Annotated in this window: 18 protein-coding genes; 8 read left to right on the top strand and 10 right to left on the bottom strand. The window is 61.4% G+C overall.

The genetic code is table 11. The annotated features are described in order from the left end of the window. Positions 1-27: 27 nt before the first annotated feature. Positions 28-876 carry an isocitrate lyase/PEP mutase family protein gene (locus NKH04_RS18680; RefSeq protein ID WP_352541697.1) on the bottom strand — a complete coding sequence of 283 codons (849 nt, stop codon included), beginning with the start codon at positions 874-876 and terminating at the stop codon, positions 28-30. A gap of 267 nt (positions 877-1,143) precedes the next feature. After that, entirely contained in the window at positions 1,144-2,583 is a 1,440-nt protein-coding gene (locus tag NKH04_RS18675; protein WP_352541696.1) for a lipopolysaccharide biosynthesis protein, read from the bottom strand. A gap of 169 nt (positions 2,584-2,752) precedes the next feature. On the opposite strand from NKH04_RS18675, the gene NKH04_RS18670 reads away from it, so the two are divergent. After that, positions 2,753-3,871: a glycosyltransferase family 4 protein gene (locus NKH04_RS18670; RefSeq protein WP_353044751.1), complete on the top strand. Its 1,119-nt coding sequence runs from the start codon at positions 2,753-2,755 to the stop codon at positions 3,869-3,871. Here NKH04_RS18670 and asnB read toward each other — a convergent pair. Continuing rightward, the gene (asnB, locus tag NKH04_RS18665) at positions 3,845-5,770 is read right to left on the bottom strand and encodes an asparagine synthase (glutamine-hydrolyzing) (protein ID WP_352683199.1); all 1,926 of its coding nucleotides are present in this window, start codon (positions 5,768-5,770) and stop codon (positions 3,845-3,847) included. The two genes, NKH04_RS18670 and asnB, sit on opposite strands and share 27 nt — an antisense overlap. A gap of 167 nt (positions 5,771-5,937) precedes the next feature. Next, positions 5,938-7,179: a glycoside hydrolase family 5 protein gene (locus tag NKH04_RS18660; protein WP_352683201.1), complete on the bottom strand. Its 1,242-nt coding sequence runs from the start codon at positions 7,177-7,179 to the stop codon at positions 5,938-5,940. Between the two features lie 116 nt (positions 7,180-7,295). Here NKH04_RS18660 and NKH04_RS18655 point away from each other — a divergent pair, with 116 nt between their 5' ends. From NKH04_RS18655 to NKH04_RS18645, 3 genes are all read left to right on the top strand, one after another. After that, positions 7,296-9,224 carry a heparinase II/III family protein gene (locus tag NKH04_RS18655; protein WP_352821392.1) on the top strand — a complete coding sequence of 643 codons (1,929 nt, stop codon included), beginning with the start codon at positions 7,296-7,298 and terminating at the stop codon, positions 9,222-9,224. A gap of 239 nt (positions 9,225-9,463) precedes the next feature. Further along, on the top strand, positions 9,464-10,459 hold the full coding sequence (locus NKH04_RS18650) for a sterol desaturase family protein (RefSeq protein WP_352821389.1): 996 nt from the start codon (positions 9,464-9,466) through the stop codon (positions 10,457-10,459). Next, a complete protein-coding gene (locus NKH04_RS18645) occupies positions 10,456-11,625 on the top strand; it encodes a GNAT family N-acetyltransferase (protein ID WP_352472515.1) in 1,170 nt (389 codons plus the stop codon). The genes NKH04_RS18650 and NKH04_RS18645 overlap by 4 nt, the downstream gene beginning before the upstream one ends. A 145-nt stretch (positions 11,626-11,770) precedes the next feature. Here the strand turns inward: NKH04_RS18645 and NKH04_RS18640 are convergent, their stop codons facing one another. The 6 genes from NKH04_RS18640 to NKH04_RS18615 form a co-directional block, all read right to left on the bottom strand. Next, complete coding sequence (locus NKH04_RS18640) at positions 11,771-12,082, bottom strand: UBP-type zinc finger domain-containing protein (RefSeq protein ID WP_352821385.1); 312 nt, start codon at positions 12,080-12,082, stop codon at positions 11,771-11,773. Further along, positions 12,079-13,770, bottom strand: a complete 1,692-nt coding sequence (locus NKH04_RS18635) for an FAD-dependent oxidoreductase (protein WP_352921086.1) — start codon at positions 13,768-13,770, stop codon at positions 12,079-12,081. The genes NKH04_RS18640 and NKH04_RS18635 overlap by 4 nt, the downstream gene beginning before the upstream one ends. A 359-nt stretch (positions 13,771-14,129) precedes the next feature. Then, positions 14,130-15,056, bottom strand: a complete 927-nt coding sequence (locus NKH04_RS18630; protein WP_352449638.1) for an NADP-dependent oxidoreductase — start codon at positions 15,054-15,056, stop codon at positions 14,130-14,132. 113 nt (positions 15,057-15,169) lie between these two features. Continuing rightward, positions 15,170-15,607: a CBS domain-containing protein gene (locus tag NKH04_RS18625; RefSeq protein ID WP_352472517.1), complete on the bottom strand. Its 438-nt coding sequence runs from the start codon at positions 15,605-15,607 to the stop codon at positions 15,170-15,172. Next, positions 15,586-15,738: a hypothetical protein gene (locus tag NKH04_RS18620; protein WP_353044750.1), complete on the bottom strand. Its 153-nt coding sequence runs from the start codon at positions 15,736-15,738 to the stop codon at positions 15,586-15,588. The genes NKH04_RS18625 and NKH04_RS18620 overlap by 22 nt, the downstream gene beginning before the upstream one ends. Before the next feature lie 375 nt (positions 15,739-16,113). Beyond that, on the bottom strand, positions 16,114-16,989 hold the full coding sequence (locus NKH04_RS18615) for an AraC family ligand binding domain-containing protein (RefSeq protein WP_502896436.1): 876 nt from the start codon (positions 16,987-16,989) through the stop codon (positions 16,114-16,116). Between the two features lie 198 nt (positions 16,990-17,187). Between NKH04_RS18615 and NKH04_RS18610 the strand changes: the two genes are divergently transcribed. From NKH04_RS18610 to NKH04_RS18595, 4 genes are all read left to right on the top strand, one after another. Further along, entirely contained in the window at positions 17,188-18,654 is a 1,467-nt protein-coding gene (locus NKH04_RS18610; RefSeq protein ID WP_352921088.1) for an alpha-glucosidase/alpha-galactosidase, read from the top strand. Between the two features lie 120 nt (positions 18,655-18,774). Beyond that, positions 18,775-20,859, top strand: a complete 2,085-nt coding sequence (locus NKH04_RS18605; protein WP_352541688.1) for an ABC transporter substrate-binding protein — start codon at positions 18,775-18,777, stop codon at positions 20,857-20,859. Between the two features lie 112 nt (positions 20,860-20,971). Then, positions 20,972-21,979 (top strand): ABC transporter permease, encoded by a 1,008-nt coding sequence (locus NKH04_RS18600; RefSeq protein ID WP_352452370.1) that lies wholly within the window; start codon positions 20,972-20,974, stop codon positions 21,977-21,979. Between the two features lies 1 nt (position 21,980). Next, positions 21,981-23,114 (top strand): ABC transporter permease, encoded by a 1,134-nt coding sequence (locus NKH04_RS18595; protein ID WP_352467677.1) that lies wholly within the window; start codon positions 21,981-21,983, stop codon positions 23,112-23,114. The last annotated feature ends 6 nt before the right edge of the window (positions 23,115-23,120 follow it).

The raw sequence follows: 23,120 nt of genomic DNA, 5'->3' as shown, positions 1-23,120 counted from the left end.
GCCTACGGGGCTCCAGCGGCGCGGCGCCTAATGTCCGGAACGCAGGCGTCGCCCCCTTTCGACCACAGGCTTAGGATCGCGAAGACTGTTCCAGGCCAGAGCGCTTTCCAACGCCGTATATTTCCCGGTTGCGATCTCCTGGCATATTTTCATTAGTGCTCCGCCAGCGGCGCGCGCAAGTGAGCCGCCCACGCTTATCCGCCGTACACCGGCCTCGGCAATCTGCTCGAATGTGAGACCGGAAACACCTTGGCCAAGGACATGATTCACTGGTGCACTGACAGAGCTGCAAATCTGCTCGAGAGACGCCAGGTCCGGGACGCCCGGCGCATACAGCACCTCAGCGCCAAGAGCTTCGAAGGCCTTCAGGCGGCGAATTGCCTCGTCGAGACCATATACGCCTTTACCCATCCCATCGGCGCGGGCGGTGAGTACGATGTCGTATTTTCGAGCAGCCGCAACCGCCGCCGCTACACGTGCCATCGCGGTATCAAAATCGCGTATTGGCTGGCCGGGATTTGGTTGTCGATCTTCGATCGAAAGTCCAGCCAATCCCGCTTCGGCGGCAAGCCGGACGGTTTCAGCCACGCCTTCTGGTGTGTCTTCATAACAATCTTCCAAATCGGCAGTGACCGGCACGGTCGTCGAGGCTGCGATCTCGGCGGCATATGCCAAGCTTTCGGCGCGGCCGACTTCCTTTGCTCCGTCCTTCTTCCCCTTCGAAAAGGCGTAGCCCGAAGAGGTGGTCGCCAGCGCCCTAAAACCCAGACCAGCCATCATCCGCGCGCCGGCTACGTCCCAAGGGTTTGGGATCACGAAGCAGCCGGATTTATGAAGAGCGCGAAATTGTTTAACCTTCTTGGATCGGGAAATCACATTGCCCCCTCAGACTTGGACAAGAAGCCGGGTTCGACTAAATGCCGATGATTGCAGCTTTTCAATCATCCGTTTCTCGCCCGACTGCGATCCCGCGGATTCGTTGGCATTTTTCCGCCGAGCGCGACGTGCGGACCATTATGGCGCCTCGCTCTCATGACCCGAACACCCGGAGACCGAATGTCGGATATGCAACGAGCCCGTCCCCGGCAAGGTACACCATGTGTTGTAAGCCTCAGAAATACCTGCTTACAGATCGCTTGGAAATTACGCGATCCGTAGCCGCGCTCGCAGCTGGGCGACGAATTGCGTCGCTGCCACGGGGTGGAACAACGAGGTCAGCCCGAAGAAAACCGCGGCGCCGGTGGTGCCGCCGGCGACAAGCGAGAAGATCGCCGGCAGGTCGCCGGCCACCATGCTGGCAAGCTTGGCGGCCACCCCCGTGCTGAGCGAGATGATTACCGAAACACCGATGTCGCGCCACGGCACCGGCACCGGTGTGAGCCGCTCGCTGATGATGATGCAGGTTATGGAGCCCACCACCGAGCCGCCCGCCAGCGCCAAAGCGGCGCCGATCTCCGCCATCGGGGGGATCAACAGCAGGGACAATGCGATTGTTGCCACCGAGCCGAAGAGATTGGCGATGATCAGCAGCCACGGCCGCTTGTGCGCGTGCACCACGACGCCATAGACGAAGCTGGTGAGGTTGGCGCACAGCACGCTGAAGGCAATGATCGGAAACAGCAGGCCGAAGCGGCCGTGATATTGCGAGGGCAGCATGAGCTCGGTGATATCGCTGCTGAGCGCGACCAGCATCGCTGCAATCGGCAGGCAAAGCCGCATCATCAAGGCCATTAACTGCGACAGCAACCGACCCGATGCCGCGGGCCCATCCTCGTCGAACCGGCTAACCACCTCGGGAAAGGCGCCCATGTTGATGGCGTTGGCGACCATATCGATCGGCTGGCGGGCCAGCGCATAGGCTGCGGCGAAGATCGCCACGGCGCTGGCATCGTAATAGAACTTGAGGAACAGACGCTCCGCGCTGTTGAGCCCGAAGCCAACCAGCGCCATGATGATCAGCGGCACACCGAGCGCAAAGAAGTCCCTGTGGGTGAAACGCGGCGGACCGGCAACGAGCCGTCGCGATGCCATGATGCCCGCCACGATGCCGGCAATCAAGGCGCCGAGGCTCGAGCCGAGCGACACCGTCAGAAAGCTATCCTGAAAGACAAGGATAGCGCCGATCGGTAACGCGAGTTGCAGCAGGGCACGCAGGGCTTCTAGCATCGAATAGACCGAATGGCGCTGCTGCATCTGCAGCACCGTCAACGCGAAGCGGCTGATGGACCCGGCGACCAGATAGCCGCAGACTGCGATCGCGAACTCGATCCAGCGTTCAGGCACGATCACCGCCGACGCGCCTACCGATATGACCAGCGCCAGTGCCGTGGTGGCAAGCAACACCTGCCCGGCCAGCATCAGGCTGCCGCGGCTGACTTCGCCCTTGCCGCCAAGCCTGAGCAAGGCGATGCGCAGCCAGTTGGTGACGGCAATGTCGGTCATTTCGCCGACGGTCACCACCAGGGTGAGCAGGCCATACTCGGTCTGGTCGATCAAACGCGTCACGACGACCAGCAGGAGCAGCGCCGAAATTCGCGTCAGCAGGATCGCCGGAGCATAAATGAGCGTGGAACGGAGCAGCAAGGGCGTGTCCCTGGAAAACTCACCTTCGACTAGCCGCCGACTGGCGGAAAATCCAGCCCGATGACGCCGAAGGGTGAACAGATTCAGTTTGAACTAAAAGATTTGCCGTAAAACTTATCGGGAACGTTTGCTTTGCAGTTACCCGGTCTGTGTTATTTAGAGTACCATCATGTTGCAGCGCCTCATATCCGATCGAAAAATACATGTCCTGGTCGCGACGCCCTCGGGCGTTTCGGGGCAGGGCGGCATCGACCGCATCATGGGCGCGCTGAAGCAGGAGTTCGAACGGCAAGAAATCGCCGACATCGATGTGTGCTTCCTTGCCAGTCGTGGCCCGGGGCATGTCGGATTTTCGATCTTCTATATGCTCGGTTTTTGCTTACGGATGCTTAAAGCGCGTCTGGCTGGACGCGCCGATGTCATTCATATCAACATCTCAGTTTCCGGCAGCACCTACCGCAAGATGGTGATCGCCGCCTGCGCACGGCTGCTGTCGATACCCTATGTCCTGCATTTGCACGGGGCGCAGTATCAGACATTCTGGAAAGCCGACCGCGGTTTCATTAGCCGCCGTATCAAAGCTCTGTTCGAGCATGCCGATCGGGTGATCGTTTTGGGCAGGCTTTGGCGCGATTTCGTCGCCAGCCGGGCGCCGGGCGCAGCCGGCAATATCGTGATCGTGCCCAATGCGACCGAAGTCCCGTCGCTGGCGCATGTCGGCGGCGGCGACCATGTGCATATCCTGTTCCTGGGCCGCATCGGCGACCGCAAGGGCGTACCGCAATTGCTCGAGGCACTGCACCGCATGAGCCCTGTCAAGAATTGGCGTGCCACGATTGCCGGCGATGGCGAAGTCGAGGCGGCACGGGCAAAATCGGCCGCGCTGGGGATTGCAGACCGGATCGCCTTTCCGGGTTGGGTGGGACCGGACGATGTCGCATCGCTGATTTCTTCGGCCGATATTCTGGTTCTTCCATCCTTCGCCGAAAATCTGCCGATGTCGGTGATCGAAGGCATGGCAGCCGGTTTGGCGGTGGTGGCGACCCCGGTTGGCGCCGTCGAAGACATAATCACCGACGGGCAATCCGGGCTGCTGGTGCCGCCAGGCGATGTTACAGCGTTGACCGAGGCGCTGAGCCGCCTCGTGGAGAACCCGGCACTGCGGGCAAGGCTTGGTGCCGGTGCCATGGCCGTGCATCGGGAACGGCTTGAGCTCGCCCCGTTTGTTGGCGCAATCTGCGATGTCTGGCGGTCGGCCGCGTCAAGCCGTCAACCGGTCAAGCGCTGAGGCCGACGATCGCGGCGGCGCGTCGAGCCTGAATTCGCGGTGGAATATCTCCAAATTCAACAGCGCCCATATCAGCTTTTCGTGGTCTGCAGCACGCGTTGTGTGTTCCGAGACGATTTGATCTAGCTGTTTCGGACTCAGATAGCTGCGAATGACGGAGTGAGGCGAGCAAAGATGGTCATGCACGTAGTTCCTCATCGATCCGCGAAACCATTCGGCGACCGGTACCTTGAACCCGACCTTGCGGCGGCTGAGAATTTCCTCCGGGAGGATATTGGCCATGCTGTCGCGCAGGATCTGCTTGCTGTGCAACCAACCCAGCCTGTAGCGATCGGGCAATTTGCTAACGAATGAAACCAGGTCTCGATCGAGGAACGGCATTCTTCCTTCGATTGAACCGGCCATCATCATGTGGTCGCCTCGTTCCAGGAGATTGTCAGGCAGCCACGATGTCTGATCGAAAAACAGCACGCGGCGAAGATGGGAAGCCGCAGCGCTTGACGAGAACGGAAAGTCGTTGCGCTCATAACGGCGATTTGCGGACGCGCCGATCAGGCAGGCGCTCTGCTGCGCCGAAACGGCTCCAAACCAGGAGACCATCCGGGCGGCAAAGTCCCTTTCGCCCGCGGTGCGGGCAAATGTATCGACCTTGGCCGACGCGCCCGGCATGGCGCGTGCCAAAGGGGAAAGGACGTTATCGTGCAGCGAGGCTGGAACAAGCGACTGGTAGATCCCGGCCAGTGATTCCGCGCGATGCTTGGGATAGCCGCCGAGAATCTCGTCGGCTCCTTCTCCGGTGAGCACCATCTTGACGTCTTGCGAGGCTCGCTCCGACATCAGGTAAATTGGAATATCGCTGCTTTGCGAAACAGGTGCCCCGCGTTGGCGAACCATCGTCGGCAGATGATCCATCAGATCGCCTGGCTGGATTACAAGTTCGCAATGATCGGTCTTGAAATGATCGGCAACGCGTCGGGCGAATGCAAATTCGCTATAGGCTGCGTTGTCGAACCCGACGGAAAACGTGCGAATGGGCGTGGCGCTGTGCCTGGCCATCAGCGCGACGATAGCCGAGGAGTCGAGCCCTCCGGAGAGAAAGGCCCCAAAAGGTGCATCGCTGCGCATCCTGATCTCGACGGAATGGTCGAGCAATTCCAGAAATCGCCGCTTGGCGGTTTTTCCGTCGATCCGCTCGGTAACGGCCGCCTGGTCCGGAGGCGTATAGTAGCGCGTTTCCTTGACTACCCCTTGCGACCAGACAGCATAGCTTCCGGGATTGAGTTTGCGGATCTGTTTGAAGAGCGTGCGCGGTCCCGGCACATAACGCCAGTTCAGATACTCGTGCACGGCATCCAGATCGAGTTCCTGAGCATCTTGCTGCGATGACAACAATGCGTTGATCTCCGAGGCAAATAGCAGCAATTTTTCGCTTTGCATGAGGTAAAGCGGCTTTTCCCCGAAGGGATCCCGGGCGAGGATCAATTCCTGCCTCTGAGCATCCCAGAGTGCAAAGGCGAACATGCCGCTCAGCCGGTCGAACATTGACAAGCGCCACTGATCGTAGGCTCGGAGCAGCACCTCGGTATCGGAGCGCGTTCGAAAATGATGGCCAAGGCCGATCAGTTCCTGGCGCAGCTCGATGTAGTTATATATCTCGCCGTTGAAAATTATTTTGAGACGACCGTCCTCAATCTGCATCGGCTGATTCGACTCGGGCGCTAGGTCAATGATCGCCAGACGGCGATGAACCAATGCCAATTGTTGCTCGCCGGTATTCAGGTCCAATATCTCGGTGCCTTCGGCATCGGGACCGCGATGCCGCAATGCGTTTGACATTTTGGCGGCCCGCTCTTGTGGATTTTTAGCCCTTCGCCCGATCCATCCGGCAATTCCACACATTGTTCCCCCCTAGGCGCGCGCATTCCCCACTCAGTACAACAAATGTGTTAAACACTTCGTGCCAATACAACCCAACCGGGAGAAAGCTGCCACGGGCCGTTCCTCGATCGAGTCTGGCCGTCAGGGGTTGCCACCGGTTGTTCGCTGGTGAGGGCGAGTGATGGCACCTATGGCAGGCCCAATGCCTGCAGCATCTCCGGGTCGGGAACTGGGGGACCATCGGGCGGGATGAGGCTCATCCCATAGGGATTGGAGAACTCCCAGGCAGACCATGGGATCGCGAAGCGTTCGGCCTCTTGGCGCACTGCCTTGAGATAGCGCGAACGGTCGGCCTCAAAGGCGCCCATGCGGCCGTCCGCGGACATGAGGATAGCGCCGAATTCGCCCATGAAGAGCCGCCGGCTGGGAATGCCATGGCCTTCAGCCCAGTCGACAGCCTGGCGAAAGCTCGCCTCCAGTTGGCTCTGGCCCCAGTTCTGCTCGAAATAGTTCGCGATTGCTTGGCGCGCGGTGGCCATGTTCATGACCTGCTCGACCCTGCTCAAGCCGGCAGCGTCCATCCGCGCTCTAAGGGTTTCGGTCACCACTTCGGGTGTACTGCTGTCGGCCGGCCAGGGAAGTCCCGAAGCAAAGCTGATCGTGTCATCGGGCCGCTGGTGGGTGAAGCTGTGCGGCTCATACATATGGAAGCTGTAATAGAGGTTTGGGTCATCAAAGCCGGGGCTGAGGTTGACCAATCCGGCAATGCTGCCGCCGCAGGCGCCGGTTGCAACGATGGTAAGTTCGCTGTTGACCGCTCGAATGTCGTGGACGGTCCCTGCCATGATCCGCTGCCAGTGATCGCTGCCGCTCGCATCGCAAGGGTAGTATGCGGGCTCGTTGTAAGGTTCGAGGGCGACTTTGTCGGTGCCTATCTTGACCAGCATGGCGGCGACCGCCACAACCATGTGACGATAGCGGGCAACGCCCTCGCTGTCGGCGCCGCCATAGATCATCTCCATGCTGTAGTCGGGAACCTGAGTGACGCCATGCAGGTCGAAAACCACCTTGAGGCCGGTCGACGTGATCCGCTCGACGGCGGCGGCAAGTATGTCCAGCGCCTGCTGCCGCTTGGCGTCCCCGCTGGCAAGCAGCGGGCCGGGATCGACGCTCAGCCGGACGAAGTCGAAGCCCATCGATCGGATGTGGGCAAACACCTCCCCGGCCGGCCAGTCGGTGAGCGGCCTGCTTTCCGCAAGCCACTCCTTTTCGCTGCGATAGGGCGGCCAAACGTAGGTTCCGTCTTTCGCCACCGGCGACCAGTTGAGCCACTGATGCACGCCAACGCCGCGCTTGAGAGGGATGGGCTCTGCCTCGGCCGCCACAAGCAAGGCGAGCACCCAGGCAACAAAATACACCGCTTTTCGCATCGCTCCCTCCGCATGCTCGCGGGAGATATTAACCGCAACGAACGGGAAAGAAGATTGCCGGCCCGCAGCTTTTCGACGGCATGGTATACAAGGACCGAAACGTTGACGGGGCGTGCATGAGAATCGGCTGGTACATCAACCGATTGCGCAGCATGGGACCGGCCGAGGTGTTGCACCGGCTGGGCGAGCAACGTCGAAGGATCGCGTCGCGCCGCCGCGATGATGGGTGGGAACGCTATCCATCGCCGCAGTTGCACCCAGTGCTGCCCGGATTTCGCCATGCTGCGCTGGCAGCGACCGACGCTCAACGGCAGGCCATAGCGGCGGCCGCGCAAGAGATGCTTCATGGCCGGTTTTCGGCACTCGGGCGGACATGGCCAAAGCGTGAGCCCGATCGTTTGTTTCCTGCTGAGCTTTGGCGTCTTGATCCGGTAACCGGCAGGCTTTGGCCTGGCGCCGAGGCTCATACTTTCGATATCGATTTTCGCGATGGCGGCGACCTTGGCGATATAAAATATGTCTGGGAGATCAACCGGCTGCAGCAATTGCCAGTACTGGCTGCACACCTGCTCCTCAGCGAGGACAATCGATCCAGGAGTGCCATTGAGGCGGCAATCGGCAGTTGGCATTCCGCCAATCCGCCGTACCGAGGCATTGGCTGGGCTTCCGGCATCGAAGTAGCGCTGCGAGCCATCAGCCTCATCGTCACCCTGGACCTTATCGGTGACCGGCTTGACCCGGCGACGCTGCGGAAAGCCGGTGAGATACTCGCGGCAAGCGCCTATTGGCTGCCGCGGTTTCCGTCGCGATATTCCTCCGCCAACAACCATCTCGTCGCAGAGTTGGCTGGCGAATATCTGGTTGGCCTGGCGCTCGGGGCCGAATCCGAAATTGCCCGCAGCGCCCTCTTAAATGAGACGCACAAGCAGATTCTTGCCGACGGCGCCGGTGCCGAGCAAACGCCGACCTATGCAGCCTTCAGCGCCGAACTCATCTTGCTGTGCGCCGCCGCGGCGCGCCAGGCGGGAACGCCGTTTCCCTCGGCCGTCGAAGCGCGTCTGGGCGCCTTCGCCAATTTCGTCGGCTGGCTGCCACAGAAAGCCGCCCGCTTCGGCGACGACGATGAGGGCCATGTGCTGAAGCTGGGCGACGAGCCGAACTATATCCGATCCGTCGCGGCCGCCATCCACGGCTTACTGGGGACGCCGGGCAACGCGCCGGAGCCTGACGATTTTCGTTCGCTTTTCTTTGGTGCGCCGTCAGGCCCGGCGCCCGCGGTGCATGGCTTGCAGACATTCACGCAAGGCGGGCTCTCCGTCTGGCGCGGAGCAATGAATGGCCGCAATGTCGAACTGACGTTCGACCATGGACCGCTCGGCTATCTCTCGATAGCGGCGCACGGCCATGCCGACGCGCTGTCGCTCACCCTGTGCATCGACGATGAGCCGGTGCTGGTCGATCCCGGCACTTGGCTCTACGGTTCGGGAGGCGCATGGCGCGACTGGTTCCGCTCCACACCGGCGCACAACACGCTGAACATCGAGGGCAAGAGTCAAAGCACCATCGCTGGAAATTTCAACTGGTCGCACAAGGCAGTCGCAGCGCTGGTGGAGAGCGAACCGGAACCGCACTGGAGGCTGAGCGCCCGGCATGACGGCTATAGAAGCCGCTTCGGCGTCGTGCATCAGCGCACTTTGGCGCGCCAGGCCGATGGCATCCTCATCACCGACCAACTGCTCGGCGGCAGGCGCCAGTCCGAGATCGTCTTCCAACTGGCCCCCGGCCTCCATGCCGACCGGCACGAAGATACGGTCGCGGTATTGCGCGGCGACGAGGTACTGTTGGCCATCCGCTTTCCTGATGCTGTGCTCGATATCGGCGCCGGCGGTGACATGCCGGGCCAAGGCGGTTGGGTTTCACTGCGTTTTGGCAGCAGGCAGCAAGCCGAACGCCTCGCCTGGCACGGTGAAGTGGGCGAAGCCGGGATCGATATCCATCTTGCCCCAATTCACCCGCCGCGACAGCAAAAACCGGTGCCAACGTAGAGTTGCCGCGTGAGTTCCAGCCGTATTCGACATTAATTACGTTTGGACATTTAGCGGTTTCGTTACCGTTGATCTGCTAGTCTCGCACCATCCAGCCTGCTTTGCCCGCTGCGCCCCGCAACAGCCACTGGTTGCAGGCGGCGTAGCGAGTTTGGCGGGAATTTTGTGCTTTGCTATTCGCCAGATCGCCTTCTTACGACCCCCAGACTGCCTTCTTACGACCAGGAGCCGCTGCATCAATGTTTTCCGAATTTGCCAGAGCGATTGTGGAAAAGCTTTCGAACGTCAATCTGACCACGCTCGGCCTGCTTCTCCTCACCGCACTGGGCAGCGCGGTGATCGCCTACTGGCGAACTGCCGAACATAAGTCCCTCAGGGACTTTTTCGACTTCGCCTTCCCACAGGAAGTCATCCTGCACCCGTCGGCGCGAGCCGACGCCATGTTCTGGATCACGAAACGGGCGATGATGCCTTTCCTGCTTATTCCTGCCGGCGTCACCTTCGTCGTCGCGGTGGGCTATGGCACACGCGAGGCAATTGGCTGGCTCCTTAACATCCACGCGCCGCTTCTCGGCGCCCCGGCGGGACCGGTGACGATCGTCATCTTCACCGCAACCATGCTGGTCGCCTATGATATTTCATACTACCTCTACCACGTCGCCCAGCACCGTTTCCCGTTCCTGTGGGAATTGCACAAGGTACATCATTCGGCCGAGGTGATGGTGGGGATCACCAAGGACCGGGTTCATCCGCTGGACGATCTGATGAACCGTATGTGGGATGGCGTCATCCCGGGCATCTGCTTCGGGATCTGGAGCCTGATCGCACTCGATCCGGTAGAGGTCGCTATCTTCGGCATCAACGTCTACGTCATCCGCAACATCCTGATGATGGACTTTGTTCGCCATACGCATCTCAAGATATCGTTCGGCCCGTTGAACAACATCATCCTGTGTCCGCACTGGCACCAGGTGCATCACAGCATCGACCCTCGTCATTATGACAAGAATTTCGGCCTGCTTTTTTCGTTCTGGGATCGTCTGTTCGGAACGCAATTTGTCCCGGAGCCCGATGAAGACCTGAAATTTGGCCTGGTCGATCGCGATGTGCGCGATTACCAGTCGCTCTTTGGGCTCTACATCCTGCCGCTCAAGAAGATGGCAAGGCATGTCATGCGACTGTTTCACAGACGGCCCAATGTGGTCGCGCAGCCACAGGACAGTTCTCCTTCATGAACACCGCTGTTTCCATCGACGTCCTAAGCGCGGAGCGCCTGGAAATCGTCCGTTCGGCGGATCGCCTGGCTGCGATCGAAGCCGCTTGGATGGAGCTTTGGCATCGTACCGACGGGCTGATCTTTCAAAGCCATGCCTGGATTTCGGCATGGTGGAGTACCGTACAACGCCGTGACCAGCGCGCGTTGCGGATCGGCCTGGTCTGGAAGGGCGAGAGACTCGTTGCTGTCGTTCCGCTGGCGATCGGCAGGCGCAGGGGGCTGCGGTTTCTCGAATGGGCGGCCGGCAGCTATACCGACTATGGGGATATTCTCGTTGCTCCGGAATGCTCGTTATCGGCGCTGCAGGAGCTATGGACCCAACTCTGCGATGCCGGCGGCTTCGACCTTGCCTTGATCAGTCGTCTCTCGCCGGATGCGGCGGCCCGCAAAATTTTCACGCCGGGAGCTTCCGGCGGCATCAGGCTTCGTCCGTTTCACCGAACGGAAGTCAGCTATCGCGTTGCCGGACAATGGGAAAGCGGAGCGGCATGGTTCGCGGGCCAGTCGAAAAAGACGCGCCAGAACTATCGGCGCGGCATCAAAGCGCTGGAAGAAACCGGAGAGGTGAGATTTCGCCTGCTTGCCCCCGACGAGCCGCTGCAACCGGTACTGGAGCGCCTCGCGGCCTTGAAGCGGAAATGGCTGACCGAGCGCATGCGTGAGTCAGACCTGTTCGAAGAGGGCGTCCCGGTACTCGCCGCGCTCGTCGGTGCGTTGGCGCGCGCCGGCGTGCTGCATATCTTCGTCCTCGAATGCAATGGCGTGATGGTCGCGGTGTCGATCAATTTCGTCCAGCACGACGTGATGATGGCCTTCGTGACGACGTTCGATCCGGATTTCGGCCGGGCGTCGCCGGGTGTGATCCTGTTGATGGATTACGTGCAGTGGTCGATAGATCACGGTTTGAGCATGGTCGATTTCCTCTGTGGCGCAGAGTCGTTCAAACACAAATTCTCAACGCAGGCGGTTACGCTGGAATCCGTCATCGGGACGCGCACGGCACAGGGCGCGCTGGCATTTCTTGCCGATCGTGTCCTCCAGACGGTCAGGCATATGCGCGAGCGGTCATCGGCACCACCAGAGGGACGCGATGCGCCCGCTCAAGCCGAAGCAGCCTTGGACTAAAGCGCGTCGCGTTCGATCGGCCTCATGCAACGCGCTTTAGATTCTTGTTTTATACATGTCGTTATCGCAAAACCGCTGCACACTTTTGCGCGACATGCTTTAGAACGGTTCATCGTTTCACGGAAACGGCCCGCTCGCAAAAAGCTCAAATGAAGCGCGGTATCGGACCGTTTTGCGGCGTGGTGCGGTCGCCGAGGTCGAGGAAGATTTCGTCGATGTAGCACCATCCCCAACCTTCCGGTGGATCGTAGCCTTCGATGACAGGATGGCCGGTTGCCCGAAAATGCTTGGTGGCATGACGGTTGGGCGAGTCGTCGCAGCAGCCGACATGGCCGCATGTGCGGCAGAGCCGCAGATGCACCCACTGCGAACCGCTCTTCAGGCATTCCTCGCAGCCGAGCGCGCTCGGTGTCACGTCGCGAATGTGCCCGGCGTGCCTGCATTCGTCTGCCATCATACGCTCCTGACCAGTTGTGGCGCCACGGCAAGACTGCCGTTTCGCGCGAGATATGCATGCAGCGCTGCAACCACCTGGGCGCCTTCGCCGACGGCAGCGGCGACGCGCTTGATCGAGCCGGAGCGGACATCGCCGATGGCGAACACCCCGCCGCGGTTCGTCTCCAGCGCACCACGTTCCTGGCCAATGTCAGGCCCGGTGCGAACGAAGCCCTTCGCGTCCAACGCCACGCCGCATTGCGCCAACCAGTCGGTGTTCGGATCGGCGCCGATGAACAGGAAGAGGTGGCGGATCGGACGTGCTGTCTCGGTGTCGCGGTTGCGCCAGCGCACTTTGCCAAGATTGCCGTCGTCGCCTTCCAGTGCCGCAATCTGCGTCTCAGCCAGCACTTCGATGTTCGGCTGTGCCCTGACGCGCTCCACCAGATAGCGCGACATGCTCGCATCGAGGCTGCTGCCGCGCGCCAGCAGCCATACCTTCTTCACATGCGCCGCCAGGTAGACGGCAGCCTGACCAGCCGAATTGCCGGCGCCGACCAGGGCTACCTCTTGCCCGGCACAAAGCTGCGCTTCGATCGGCGAAGCCCAGTAATGCACGGAGGTTCCCTCGAATTGCGCCAGGTTTGCCATGTCGAGGCGGCGATAGCGCGCTCCGCTGGCGATCACCACCGACCGTGCCCGCACGGTCTCCCCGCCGCCGACGGCGAGCGTATAGTGGGCACTGGACGTGTCACTTGCGCTGCCCAGCCACTTCGCCTCGTCCGGTATCACCATCTCGACGCCGAATTTCTGCGCCTGGTTGTAAGCGCGCGCCATCAGCGCCATTCCCGAAATGCCGGTCGGAAAACCGAGGTAGTTCTCGATGCGCGAGGAGGCACCCGCCTGTCCGCCGAAGGCACGGCAATCGAGCACGATCGTCGACAACCCTTCGGAAGCCGCATAGACGGCCGCCGCGAGGCCGGCCGGTCCGGCGCCGACAATGGCCACGTCGTACAGCCTGCCGGCGTCGATCGGCCTCACCAGGCCGATGCAGCGGGCAAGCTCGTTCTCTCCGGGATTGAGCAGCAGCTTGCCGTTCGGACAGAGCACGATCGGCAAATGGTGGATGTCGACATGGAAGCGTTCGATCAGGGTCCTGGCGCAGGGATCGGCAGCCGAATCGAGAATGCGATGCGGCTGACCGCTGCGAGCCAGAAAACCTTGCAGCCTCAAAACGTCGCCGCTGTCGACCGGTCCGACAATGATCGGGCCGGCTGTGCCGCTCTCGAGCAGGCCGACACGGCGCAGGATCAGCGCCCGCATGACGCGCTCGCCGAGGTTTGCTTCCTGCACCATCAGGTCCCTCAGTCTTTGCGAGGGGATGACGAGCGCCTCGACCGGCTCGACCGCCTCCACATCCACCAGTGAGGGTCGGGCTGAAAGCTGCGCCAACTCGCCGACGAAATTGCCAGCACCGTGCGTGACGATTGTTTCGCGCCGGCCGAAGCTGCCGCCCTGGATGATATCCACCTTGCCGGACAGGACCACGATCAGACCGGGCGCCAGCTCGCCGGCTTTGACGATCTGTTCGCCTGCAGCATAGGACACGGCTTCGCCGAAACGGCCCATGCGGTCCAGGTCCGCCTCAGCCAGCACTGGAAACATCTGATCGCGACGGGCAATGGAGATCGGATTGGCGGGTTGAGACATGGTTCGAACCTATCGCCGGTTTCCGACAGTTTGAAGCGGTTTTTGCGGCTTGCGGCCGGTAGGAACCTGGCCCGCCTGTCGGTAAACGCTATGTCCTTCGCTTCGCAGTTAACTGATCGCAGCCGTGCGACGGTGTCGTCGCGACGTGCCTCACGATCCGTTGCATCTCCTTGATTTGTTTGATTTGCGCATCCCGGCAAACCCGGCGCATGCTGCTTTAGCCGGCACCTGCCTAAGCCGGCCAGGCCCGGCGGGCCGTCCTGTGTCAAACTCTCGGCCGCCGGGCTTCTGGACAGCAGAAAACGGCCTGTGTCCGAGCACTCCGCAAACTGGCCCGCGGCCTGTTGTTCGGCGAGTGCTCAGGCAGCTACCTGAAGCACAATCTTGCCGCGCGTGTGCTGCTTCTCGAGCTGTTCCTCGGCCCTGGCGACTTCCTCAAGAGGATAGATTGCCTGCACGAATGGCCTGACCTTCCCGGCGTCGATGAGGCGGCTGATCTCGGCAAGCTGCGCCGCGTTCGGCTTGGTCAAATAGGAAACGCCGCGAGCCCGATGCAGGCGGGCCTTCTCCGCCGACGGTTCGGAAAGCGTTGAGACGAGCGTCCCGCCGGGCTTGAGCACGTCCCACGAGCGGTCCTGTGTTTCACCCGCTACCAGGTCGAAGACGAGGTCGACGTCCTCGACAAGCTCCTCGAAGCGCTGGTTCTTGTAATCGACCGCCTGGTCGGCGCCAAGCGCGCGGACGAAATCGAAATCCTGCGCGGACACAGTCGTCGCGACAAACGCGCCCGCGGCCTTTGCGAACTGCACCGCCAGATGACCGACGCCGCCGGCGCCGCCATGGATAAGGACCCGCTGCCCGGATTTGAGGCCGCCGTGATCGAAAAGGCCTTGCCACGCGGTAAGGCCCGCAAGTGGCACGGCGGCGGCTTCGGCGTGGCTTAAGCGTTGCGGCTTCGCCGCCGCCTCCGTTGCCTTCACGACGACATATTCGGCGTTGCCGCCGCGGTCGTTGCCGAGCATGGCATATAGCGGATCGCCCTTCTTCAGCGTATGGGCCCGCGTGCCGCACAGTTCCACCACGCCGGATACGTCGCGGCCGAGCGTGACGGGCAGATCCGCGCCCGAAGAGCCCTCGCGAACCTTGTAGTCGACGGGATTGACGCTTGCCGCGTAGACCTTGAGCGTGACCTCGTCGTCATGCGGCTGAGGCAACGGAACCGCGTCCAGCGAAAGAACCTCCGGTCCACCAAAATCGTGGATACGGACGGCCTTCATCGTAATCATGGCTTGCTCCTCGTCGGGTTGCAGTCCAGTTCGCTCTGAACAGTTTCGCCGGCAGGCCGGCGTCTATCCAGCCGGCGGTTCGGTCGTAGCAAAGGCCGGCCGGTGGTGCGCCGTCAGTGTATCGTTTGCGAATGCTCGCCGCCGGGTTGCGAGATGCCGCTCAGCGCTTCACCTGCTGTCGCCGTCTCGCTGTTGGTGGCGAGGTCGCCCAGCGAAACGATGCCGACCAGGCGCTTGTCGCGGTTCAGCACCGGCAAGCGGCGCACTTTCAGGTCAGCCATGTTACGCAGAACATCCTCTGCGTCTTCGTCTTCGAAGCAATACCTGACCTCGGTGCTCATCACTTCCCGTACCTTGGCGTCAGGTGTCTTGCCTTGGGCGACGCCGCGGATTGCGATGTCGCGATCGGTTACCATGCCGACAAGCCGATCGTTCTCGCCCACCGGCATTGCGCCGGCGTCGAGGCGACCCATCATTTCAGCCGCATCGCGCAGGGTTTGCTGCGGACTGGCGATCTCGACGTCCTTTGTCATGCAGTTGCCAACTTTGATTTTAACCTCCCTTGGTTGCAGGGCCCGCCGCCGGTTTCCAGGATGAAAGGGTGAATGAGCGCCAGCGCAAAACGTTCCATGGCAAGACCCGTTTCGAGCGCTTCGCCGAAATCACCCTTGCCATCCTCCACCCGACTGCCCTTCAGGCGGTCGGCCCGGGAAAGGTCGGTTCCGAAGGAATTTCGGAAGGCGTGCCGGGAGGAACTCCGATCGGCTCCTGGTCCGGCGTCGGAATTGGATCCGGCGAGGGCGGGGGTACGCCTGGAGGTTCTCCCGGCGGAGTCTCCGGCGGGGCAGGCGGCCGGGCCGGCTCCGGATTGGGATTGTCCGGCAGTGGATTCGGGTTGTTCGGATCGGGGTTGTTCATCGATCACTCCCTGACATCTGTGGCCTGATCTCCGCCAGAGCGGGGGTGCCGCAGCGGCGAGCAGGCTCTCTTGTCCTAAACCGAGGGGAAGCAAAAGCGTTCCCGCATCCGATGCCAAGCGCGGTGCCAATCTATCGGGCTATCGGGCGGTTCCCAGGCTGGCATACATCCCGTTGGTGCGGAACTGCGTCGGGTTGATGCCGTAGAGGCGGCGGAAGACCTTCGAAAAATAATTGGCATCCTCGAAGCCGCACATGATGGCGACTTCCTTGACCGGCAGGAAATCGGCCTTCGTCAGCAACTTCGCCGCGAGCTGCAGTCGCTGCTGCAGCACGAATTCGGCGGGCGGAAGTCCCTCGCTCTCGGCGAAGCAGCGCGAGAAATGCGCGCGGCTCAGGCCGCTGATCTCAGCGAGATCGGCAACGCGGAGCGGCCTGTCGAGATTGGCCCTGATGTGATCGATGACCGGCTGCATGGCGCTCTTGTCGTCGGTGACGGCATGCGAGCCGAAGACATCGTCGTAGAGCGCCATGGCTGCTTCATAGGCGACGGCCGAGGCGGCTCCCGGCGAGACCGCGCCCGTGATCAGGCGCACACTGCAATCAGCCAGATGATCGATCGTCGAGGGCTGCAGCCGCAGCACCGGACCGACGGCGGCAAGGATCGACCTGTGGATGCGCAGTGCCTCCTCGCCGTTCATCGATATCCAGAAGAACTCCCAGCGTTCGCCCTTGGCCAGCCAGTAACGGTGGTTGTGCGGCACGAGAACCAGCAAAGTGTCGCCCTTTTGCAGGCGGTAGTTCCGGTTCTCGTAGCGCAATCGGCCGGTGCCGCTGATCGTATGCTGGAGCACGGTAAACGGCGTCAGGCCGCGCTTGCGCCCATCCCAGTCGTAGACCTCGTTCTCGCGCACTTCATAGCCGGTGCTTGTCGGCATGGTGTGTAGGCGCTGGCGCCCGCGCGGCAGCGATACCGTCCTGCCCGCCGGCCCGATGTCGATCAAGTTCCGCAGCACAAAATTACCCCTAAAAGCATAATCCTTCTCTGGTCGCGTGCCGAATAAGGCGCATAATCCCTCGAGAAAAGCAAAAGAAACCGCGGTCAAAGAGCGGATGGGAGGAAGTGCTGGATTCCAGCCTGCATAGCGTCGCAGGCGGGCCAGCCTCTTTTCGCCGCCTTTGCCCTAGCGTTCGATCAGGTCGAGGTGAGGCTGATGAGTTTCAAGATCGCTATCATCGGTGCGGGAAGCGTCGGGTTCACCAAGAAGCTCTTCACCGACATTTTGTGCGTTCCTGAATTCAGGGATGTCGAATTCGCATTGACCGATCTCAGCGAGCGCAACCTCCAGATGATCAAGTCGATCCTCGACAGGGTCGTCGAATTCAACAGGCTGCCGACCAAGGTTACGGCAACGACAGACCGCCGTGCTGCCCTCGAGGGCGCACGCTACATCATCAGCTGCGTTCGCGTCGGCGGTCTCGAAGCCTATGCGGACGACATCCGCATTCCCTTGAAGTATGGCATCGACCAGTGCGTCGGCGACACGATCTGCGCCGGCGGCATCCTCTATGGCCAGCGCAACATTCCGGTAATCCTCGATTTCTGCAAGGATATCCTCGAAGTCGCCGAGCCTGGGGCGAAATTCCTGAACTACGCCAATCCGATGGCCATGAACACCTGGGCGGCGATCGAATATGGCAGGGTCGATACCGTCGGCCTCTGCCACGGCGTCCAGCATGGCGCCGACCAGATCGCCGAAGTGCTCGGCGCCAAGTCGCGCACCGATCTCGACTACGTCTGCTCCGGCATCAATCACCAGACCTGGTTCATCGACCTGCGTCTCAACGGCCGCAAGATCGGTAAGGACGAGCTGGTTGCCGCCTTCGAGGCGCATCCGGTCTATTCGCAGCAGGAAAAGCTGCGCATCGATGTCCTGAAGCGCTTCGGCGTCTATTCGACCGAAAGCAACGGCCATCTTTCCGAATACCTGCCCTGGTATCGCAAGCGGCCGGACGAAATCACCCGCTGGATCGACATGTCAGACTGGATCCACGGCGAGACCGGCGGCTACCTTCGCTATTCGACCGAAACGCGCAACTGGTTCGAAACAGAATTCCCGCAATTTCTGGAGTCCGCCGCGAGGCCGATCGACCCCGCCAAGCGCTCCAACGAGCACGCCAGCCACATTCTCGAGGCGCTGGAGACGAACCGCGTTTATCGCGGCCATTTCAACGTCAAGAACAACGGCATCATCACCAACCTGCCGCAGGATGCGATCATCGAGTCGCCCGGCTTCGTCGACCGCTTCGGCATCAACATGGCCGCCGGCATCGCGCTGCCGGAGGCCTGCGCCGCCACTTGCATTTCCTCGATCAACGTCCAGCGCATGTCGGTTCATGCGGCGATCTCCGGCGATATCGACCTGCTGAAGCTCGCGGTCCTGCACGATCCGCTGGTCGGCGCGGTTTCGACGCCGGAAGAGGTTTGGCAGATGGTGGACGAAATGGTCGTCGCCCAGGCCCGCTGGCTGCCTCAATATGCCGATGCGGTGCCGGCCGCGAGGGAGCGGCTTTCGAAATCCAGGGTCAAGACCCGCGAATGGGCCGGTGCGGCAAGGCGCGACGTCCGTTCGATCGAGGAATTGCGTGCGGAAAAAACGGCTCTCAAGCAGGCCGTCTGAATTTCGCCAGGACGGATCGCGCCGAGCTTTCGGGAGGATTTTTCCGCACCCGTCTGTACATTCGTTCGAGGAGAAATGGAGCGGCGTCAACGCGCTCCTGAACAACAGGGAGGAGAGACGATGAGGAATTTTCGAAACATTGGCATTCTCGCCGGGCTGGCGCTTAGCGTCTCGGCCTCGGCGCTGAACGCGTATGCATCCGAGCCGACCGTGCCGCCGGTGCCTGCGCAATTTCCCGCCGAGGGAAAGATCAAATACGTCGCGCGCGACTCCATCCTGGAGTTCAAGGCACTTCCGGAATACCACGAACCCGATTGGGTCACCGACAAATACGTCAAGGCAGGCAAGCTGCCGCCGGTCAAGGACCGGCTGCCGAAGGAGCCGCTGGTCTTCAAGACCGGCAATATGCCGGACGGCGTCGGTGTCTACGGTGATACGATGCGTCATGTCATCGGCGGCCGGCCGGAGGGCTGGAACTACGGCGCCGGCCAGACGCAAGGCTGGGGCGGTATCGACATCGGCCTTTCCGAATGCCTGACGCGCACCGCGCCGCTGTTCCAGGTCGAGGCCAAGGACACGGAGCCGCTGCCGAACCTCGCCAAGAGCTGGGACTGGTCGAAGGACGGCCACACGCTGACGATGCATCTGGTCGAAGGCGCCAAATGGTCGGACGGCGTTCCGTTCAACGCCGACGATGTGATGTTCTACTGGGACGACGAGGTGATCGACCCCAATGTGTCGCCGCTGAACGGCGCGACGCAGGAGACCTTCGGCGTCGGCACGACGTTGAAGAAAATCGACGACTACACCGTCGAGTGGACGTTCAAGGACGCCTTTCCGAAACAATACCTTTACGCCATGGCTTACGGCACCTTTTGTCCGGGACCGTCGCATATCCTCAAGCCGCAGCATCCGAAATATTCGAAGAACACCTACGAGCAGTTCAAGAACGCGTTCCCGCCGGAATATATGAACATGCCGGTGATGGGTGCCTGGGTGCCGGTGGCATACCGCCCCGACGACATCATCGTCATGCGTCGCAATCCGTACTATTGGAAGGTCGACGAGAAGGGCAACCAGCTGCCGTATCTCAATGAACTGCACTACAAATTGTCGACCTGGGCCGACCGCGACGTTCAGGCGGTATCGGGGGCGGGCGACTTCTCCAATCTGGAGCAGCCAGAGAACTTCGTCGCCTCGCTGAAGCGCGCGGCGCAAAAAGACGCACCGGCACGGCTTGCGTTCGGCGCGCGGCTGATCGGCTATAATCTGCGCATGAATTTCTCAGCCAATGGCTGGGGCAACCCCGACGAGCGCGGACAGGCGATACGCGAGCTGAACCGCAACGAGGACTTCCGCAAAGGCGTCACCATGGCGCTCAACCGCAAGGCGCTCGGCGACTCGCTGGTCAAGGGTCCGTTCACTGCCATCTATCCGGGCGGCTTATCCTCGGGCACGAGCTTCTACGACCGGAAGTCGACGGTCTACTACCCCTTCGATCTCGAAGGCGCTAAGGCGGAACTCGCCAAGGCAGGCCTGAAGGACACGGATGGCGACGGCTTCGTCAATTTTCCTGCAGGTACCGCCGGCGGCAAGAATGTCGAGATCGTGATGCTCGTCAACAACGACTACACCACCGACAAGAGCCTTGCCGAAGGTGTCGTCGCCCAGATGGAAAAGCTAGGGCTGCGGATCGTGCTGAACGGACTCAACGGCACCCAGCGCGATGCCTCGCAATACTCCGGCCGCTTCGACTGGCTGGTACGGCGCAACGATCAGGAGCTGACTTCCGTCGTCCAGAATACCGATCAGCTGGCCCCGGTCGGTCCACGAACCAGCTGGGACCATCGTGCGCCGGAAAACGGCGAGGTCGATATGATGCCTTTCGAGAAGGACCTCGTCGACATCGTCAACAAGTTTGTCTCGTCCGCGGACAATGACGAGCGCGCCAGCCTGATGAGAAAGTTCCAGAAGATCTCGACCGAGCACGTCTACAATGTCGGCCTGACGGAATATCCCGGCGCGCTGATCATCAACAAACGCTTCTCCAACATCCCGCAGGGCACGCCGATCTTCATGTTCAACTGGGCCGAGGATTCGATCGTCCGCGAGCGGGTCTTTGTCGCTGCCGACAAGCAGGCCAAGTACGAGCTGTTCCCCGAAGAGCTTCCCGGCAAGCCCGGAGACAAGGGCCCGATGAACTAGTTTACCCACCCCTGAGTCACAACCCCGGCCGCGCCAGTGGGCGCGGCCGGACAAAGCAAACCTCCGTACGCTCAAAGAGAGCGACCGGCCAGACAAGGAAGCGGACCGACCGATGTTGCGATTCCTGCTCACGCGCATAGCGTCGGCGATCCCGGTCCTCGCCATTCTGAGCCTGGTCACCTTCGCCATCATCCAGGCGCCGCCGGGCGACTATGCCGACTACATCCGCTCGCAGTTGATCAATCAGGGCGGGGCCTCATTCGCCGAGGCCGACGCGCAGGCCAAGGCCTATCGGATAGAACACGGTCTCGATAAGCCGCTGCCCGTCCAGTATTTCAACTGGATCGGCGGCATCATCACCCGCGGCGATTTCGGCTACAGCCTCTATTACAACAAGCCGGTGGCCGATGTGGTGGGCGAGCGGCTGCCGCGCACGCTGCTGCTGGCGCTGGTGTGCCATCTGCTGGCCTCGGTCCTCGGTATCACCTTCGGCATATGGGCGGCGACCAGGCAGTACAGCTGGATCGACAGTACGCTGTCAGCGATTTCCTTCCTCGGCATGACGGTGCCGCGCTTCCTGATGGCGCTGATCATCGTCTATCTGCTGGTCTTCCAGTTCAACGTTTCCGAGATCGGCAGCTTCTTTTCGCCGCAATTTGGCGGGGCGCCGTGGTCCTGGGCGAAGTTCGTCGATCTCGTCCGGCATGTCTGGCCGGTTGTCGCCATCGCCACCTTCGGCGGGCTCGCCTACAACATGCGGGTGATGCGCGGCAATCTGCTCGACACGCTGAACGCGCAATATGTCGAAACCGCTCGCGCCAAGGGCCTTAGCGGCGGTGCGGTCGTGATGCGCCATGCGGTGCCCAATGCGCTGCATCCGCTGGTCATGTATCAGGGCGTGGTGCTGCCCTATATGCTGACCGGCGAGATCGAGACCGCGATCATCTTTGCCCTGCCGACCGTCGGCCCGGCGATCGTTGGCTCGATGGCGGTCGGCGACGTCTATGTCACGGCGACATTCATGATGGTGCTGTCGGCGACGCTGATCGTCGGCAACATCATCGCCGACATGCTGCTCGTCATGCTCGATCCGCGTGTGCGCCAATATGCAGGGTCCTGAGATGCTTGCTTTCGAGCCCTCGCTGCCGCCACTTGCCGAGGAACCGGCCAAGATCAAGCCGCGCGGCAATGAGAGTTACATCGCACTCGTCTGGCGCCGCCTGAAACGGTCCTGGACCGGCATGGCCGGGCTCATCCTGGTCGCGTTTCTGGTGCTGCTGGCGGTGTTTGCCGACTTCTTCGCACCGATGGATCCCAAGGTGACCGATGTCGGCTTCGCCCCGCCGCAGATGATGAGCTTCCATGACAAGGACGGCAACTTCGTCTTCCAGCCACGCGTCTATGCCCTGGCGGATTCGGAAGACCTCGACCCGGTCACCTTCCAACCCGTCGTCGGGCCGGACTACGACCATCCGCGGCTGCTCGGCTTCTTCGTCAAGGGAGCGGAGTACAGACTGCTCGGCCTGCTTCCCGCGAACCGGCACTTCTTCGGCTCGACCGACGGCCAGCCGGTGCACTTCCTTGGCACCGACAAATTCGGTCGCGATGTGCTGGCTCGTGCGATCTATGGTTCGCGCATCTCGTTGATGATCGCATTGACCGTGGTCTTCATCGTCACCGTGATCGGCACGACGGTCGGCATGGTGTCGGGCTATTTCGGCGGCACATTCGACGTCTGGGTCCAGCGCTTCGTCGAACTGGTGCTCGCGTTTCCGCAATTGCCGCTTTATCTGGCGCTGACCTCGCTGGTTCCGGTGACGGCGCCGACGAATGTCTTCCTGGCCTTCGTGATCGTTGTCATGTCGGCACTCGGCTGGGCGCAGATGTCGCGCGAAGTGCGCGGCAAGACCCTGGCACTGGCGCGGATTGATTACGTTCGTGCGGCGATGGCGGTCGGCGCCACAGATGGCCGCATCATCATGCAACACATTTTTCCAAACGTGATGAGCCACGTGATCGTTGCGGTCACGTTGGCAATCCCCAGCGTGGTTCTGCTCGAATCCTTCCTCGGTTTTCTCGGCTTCGCGGTGAAGCCGCCGCTGATCTCCTGGGGCCTGATGCTGCAAGACACCGCGACGTATTCGGTCATCGGCACCTATCCCTGGATCCTCTCACCGGTCGGCTTCGTGCTTGTCACCGTCTTCGCGTTCAACGCGCTTGGCGATGGACTGCGCGATGCGGTCGATCCTTATTGAGCATGA

It is taken from the genome of Mesorhizobium sp. M1365, assembly GCF_040317865.1.
Classification (GTDB): domain Bacteria; phylum Pseudomonadota; class Alphaproteobacteria; order Rhizobiales; family Rhizobiaceae; genus Mesorhizobium.
Note: the sequence above shows the minus strand (reverse complement) of the source record. Positions and strands in the feature narration are given on the sequence as shown.

Bases quoted from the DNA above. Each gene is read 5' to 3' on its own strand.
- NKH04_RS18660 (WP_352683201.1), bottom strand. From the start codon at position 7,179: ATGCGAAAAGCGGTGTATTTTGTTGCCTGGGTGCTCGCCTTGCTTGTG.
- NKH04_RS18605 (WP_352541688.1), top strand. From the start codon at position 18,775: ATGAGGAATTTTCGAAACATTGGCATTCTCGCCGGGCTGGCGCTTAGC.
- NKH04_RS18640 (WP_352821385.1), bottom strand. From the start codon at position 12,082: ATGATGGCAGACGAATGCAGGCACGCCGGGCACATTCGCGACGTGACA.
- NKH04_RS18635 (WP_352921086.1), bottom strand. From the start codon at position 13,770: ATGTCTCAACCCGCCAATCCGATCTCCATTGCCCGTCGCGATCAGATG.
- NKH04_RS18595 (WP_352467677.1), top strand. From the start codon at position 21,981: ATGCTTGCTTTCGAGCCCTCGCTGCCGCCACTTGCCGAGGAACCGGCC.
- NKH04_RS18610 (WP_352921088.1), top strand. From the start codon at position 17,188: ATGAGTTTCAAGATCGCTATCATCGGTGCGGGAAGCGTCGGGTTCACC.
- NKH04_RS18670 (WP_353044751.1), top strand. From the start codon at position 2,753: ATGTTGCAGCGCCTCATATCCGATCGAAAAATACATGTCCTGGTCGCG.
- NKH04_RS18650 (WP_352821389.1), top strand. From the start codon at position 9,464: ATGTTTTCCGAATTTGCCAGAGCGATTGTGGAAAAGCTTTCGAACGTC.
- NKH04_RS18645 (WP_352472515.1), top strand. From the start codon at position 10,456: ATGAACACCGCTGTTTCCATCGACGTCCTAAGCGCGGAGCGCCTGGAA.
- NKH04_RS18630 (WP_352449638.1), bottom strand. From the start codon at position 15,056: ATGATTACGATGAAGGCCGTCCGTATCCACGATTTTGGTGGACCGGAG.
- NKH04_RS18655 (WP_352821392.1), top strand. From the start codon at position 7,296: ATGAGAATCGGCTGGTACATCAACCGATTGCGCAGCATGGGACCGGCC.
- NKH04_RS18600 (WP_352452370.1), top strand. From the start codon at position 20,972: ATGTTGCGATTCCTGCTCACGCGCATAGCGTCGGCGATCCCGGTCCTC.
- asnB (WP_352683199.1), bottom strand. From the start codon at position 5,770: ATGTGTGGAATTGCCGGATGGATCGGGCGAAGGGCTAAAAATCCACAA.